2 protein-coding genes and 1 pseudogene are annotated in these 2,626 nt (G+C 75.6%); 2 read left to right on the top strand and 1 reads right to left on the bottom strand.

Annotation, left to right across the window (positions count from 1 at the left end):
• A pseudogene (locus JNW89_RS34025) lies at positions 1-468 on the top strand (FGGY-family carbohydrate kinase); the annotation flags it as partial.
• Positions 469-636: 168 nt separating this feature from the next.
• Here JNW89_RS34025 and JNW89_RS34030 read toward each other — a convergent pair.
• Positions 637-819, bottom strand: a complete 183-nt coding sequence (locus tag JNW89_RS34030; protein ID WP_238452157.1) for a hypothetical protein — start codon at positions 817-819, stop codon at positions 637-639.
• Between the two features lie 114 nt (positions 820-933).
• Between JNW89_RS34030 and JNW89_RS34035 the strand changes: the two genes are divergently transcribed.
• The gene (locus JNW89_RS34035; protein WP_238452158.1) at positions 934-2,598 is read left to right on the top strand and encodes a nitrate- and nitrite sensing domain-containing protein; all 1,665 of its coding nucleotides are present in this window, start codon (positions 934-936) and stop codon (positions 2,596-2,598) included.
• Positions 2,599-2,626: the final 28 nt, after the last annotated feature.

Here is a 2,626-nt window from a genome sequence, read left to right on the forward strand (position 1 = left end):
TGCCCGACGGCCCGGAGCTGCACGCGGCGCTGGCCCGGGTGCCGCCGGACGGTGCGCGGTGACGGCCGACCCCCGCCTGGGCGGCGACCGGCCACCCGGGTTCGCTCCGGCCGGTGCCGGCGAGCTGCGCGGGCTCAGCTTCGCCACCACCGGGGTGGAGATCCTGGCCGGACTGATGGCTGGCCTGTGCCGGATGGTCGCCGACGATCTGGCCGTGCTGGAGTCCACCGTCGAGACACCGATGGAGGTGGTGCTCGGAGGGGGAGCGATGGCTGCCTCCGTGTGGTGCGCTCGGCGTTCGCCACGGCGCTGGCGCCCCGCCCGGTGCGGCACTGCGCCGAGCCGGAGATCGGGGCGATCGGCGCGGCGCTGGTCGCGCTGGGCCGGCTGGCCGAGGCGGGGCGGCTGGCGGTGACCGCCCCGCTCGACGAGGGACGCGCGCCGCAGCGTTCCGGCGTCGCTTCCTGACCGGAGCTGTGGCACGCCCCGTTGACACAGCTCGCCGGCCTGGTTGGATGGACCCCGCTCCCTGACGCGGGGGAGGCGGGGGACCGAGGAGGCAGGTGTGGGCGCAGGTCCCGACCCGAGGCAGGGCGAGCAGGGTGGTCGGAGCCGGGGGGCCGTCCGGGTCGTACCTCACCGGCGGCGCTCGCCGTTCCGGCTGCGCGACTGGCGGATGCGCACCAAGCTCGCCACCGTGCTGGTCATCCCGTCCGTGGCCTTCCTGGTGCTGGCCGGCGTGCAGACCGCGGCGCTGGTCGGGCAGACCACCGCGCTGAGCGACTTCGCCCGGCAGGTCGGCATCGGCCGGCAGATCACCACCGCGGTGGACCGGCTCCAGCAGGAGCGGGACGCTCCGCGGGGGAGCTGGCCGAGCTGCGCCGGGCCGGGAGCGAGGCCGACCGGGACGCGGCGGTCAGCGCGCTGCGGCCGTTGCAGGCCGCCACCGACCAGGCCGTCAGCGAGCTGCGCGGGGCCGCGCAGCCGCTGGCCGACGCCGACGCGTCCTGGCGGGTGGCGTACGGCGAGGCGCTGGAGGCGTACGACCAGGTGGTCTACATCCGGGCCGCGGTGCCGCCGGCGGTGCTCAACAGCGACACCATCCTGAGCAACTACCACCGGGCCATCGAGGCGCTGCTCAACCTGCTGGCGGAGCCCTCGCCGGGGGAGCAGCAGCCGGTGCTCACCGACGCGGTGCTGCGGTACGTGCAGCTCGCCCGGGTCAAGGAGCTGTCGTCGCGGATCCGCGGGCAGCTCTACGCCGCGGCCCGGGCGGGCCGCTACGACCTGGACGACCAGGTGACCCTGACCGACCTGCGGGCGCAGCAGCTGGCCGCGCTCGGCGCGTTCCGGGTCGCCGCCACCAACGACCAGGTCCGGCTCTACGACCGGACCTCGGTCGATCCGGCGTTCGTCGCGGCGATGAAGCTGGAGGAGAAGAGCCTGCCCACCGGCGGCGCCCGCGCGGAGGTGCTGCCCGCGCCGCAGTGGTGGGCCGCCAGCGAGCAGCGGCAGGAGCTGCTGCGCCAGCTGGAGGCGCGGGTGCTGGACGACGCGGTGACCCGGGCCGACACGGTCAGCGGTGACCGGCTGCGCACCACCCTGCTGGTGGTCGGCGGCATCGTGGTGGTGCTCGGGCTCGCCGTGCTGCTCGCCCTGCTCATCGGCCGGTCCATCGCCAACTCCATGCAGCGCCTGCGCGGGCAGGCCCTGCGGATCGCCCAGGTCGAGCTGCCGGACGCGCTGGACCGGCTCCGCTCGGTGCAGGGCGGCGTGCCCACCATCGACGTGCCGCCCCCGGTCGTCCGTTCCTCCGACGAGATCGGCGAGCTGGCCGAGGCGTTCGTCGCGGTGCACCGCAGCGCGGTCAGCGTCGCGGTGGAGCAGGCGGAGACGCGGCGCACCGTCAACGCGATGTTCGTCAACCTGGCCCGACGCAGCCAGGTGCTGGTGGAACGGCAGCTGGAGCTGCTCGACGACCTGGAACGGGAGGAGGCCGACCCGGACCAGCTGGAGAACCTGTTCAAGCTGGACCACCTGGCCGCCCGGATGCGCCGTAACGACGAGAGCCTGCTGGTGCTGGCCGGCACGGAGTCCACCCGGCGGTGGAACCGCCCGGTCGGTCTCGGGGCGGTGCTGCTGGCCGCCAGCGCCGAGATCGAGCAGTACCAGCGGGTCCGCCGCGAGTCGGTGGCCGACCTGTACGTGGTCGGGCACGCCGTCGGCGAGCTGGTGCACCTGCTGGCCGAGCTGCTGGAGAACGCCACCGCCTTCTCCCGGCCCGACACCGTGGTCCGGGTGGGCGCCCGGGCCGAGGGCGGCGGCGCGGTGGTGGAGATCGTCGACCAGGGGTTGGGAATGAGCCCGGCGGCGCTGGAACAGGCCAACATCGTGCTGGCCTCCCCGCCGCCGCCGACGTGGCCGCCTCGGAGCGGATGGGTCTGTTCGTGGTCAGCCACCTCGCCGCCCGGCACGGCATCCGGGTACGCCTCAGCGGCGGCGCCCAGGGCCTGCTCGCCCGGATCGAGCTGCCCGCCGCGCTGCTGGCCGCCGCGCCTCCGGCGGAGCTGGACGCGCCGGTCTCACCCCGGATGCTGACCACGGCGGTCGCCGGCGCGACCCGGCC

The sequence above is a fragment of the Micromonospora sp. 4G55 genome (assembly GCF_016803375.1).